Source organism: Rhodococcus sp. PAE-6 (assembly GCF_025290685.1).
Lineage (GTDB): Bacteria > Actinomycetota > Actinomycetes > Mycobacteriales > Mycobacteriaceae > Rhodococcus > Rhodococcus pyridinivorans.
This window is the reverse complement of the sequence record NZ_JAOCLZ010000119.1, coordinates 1-277: the sequence shown is the minus strand read 5'-3', so window position 1 is coordinate 277 and position 277 is coordinate 1. Positions and strand designations below refer to the sequence as shown.

The following is a 277-nucleotide window of genomic DNA, read 5'->3' as shown; positions in this document are numbered from 1 at the left end:
AGAGGACGACAGGTCAGCCGCTGCATTCAGCAACGGCACGTCCACGCTGGCATCCAGCGTTCCCCACAGGTGCGCCGCGTTCTCGCGCCACAGCAGTGCCCCGACCGCCTCCGCTCCCGCGTAGGCCATCAGCAGGACGCTCTGAAGGTCGCCTTCCAGCTTCAGGGCCAGGTGCCGCGCGATCAGGGACGCCCACTGCGGCGTGTCGTACGCCCCGGCCAGGACTCCCGCCCAGGCTGCCAGATGCAGGCGCGACACCTGCTCCACCACGGTCCGC

1 protein-coding gene is annotated in these 277 nt (G+C 70.4%); it reads right to left on the bottom strand.

The features are described from left to right. On the bottom strand, positions 1–277 hold a 277-nt coding region (locus tag NVV99_RS26475), incomplete at both ends, for a hypothetical protein (protein WP_260783296.1).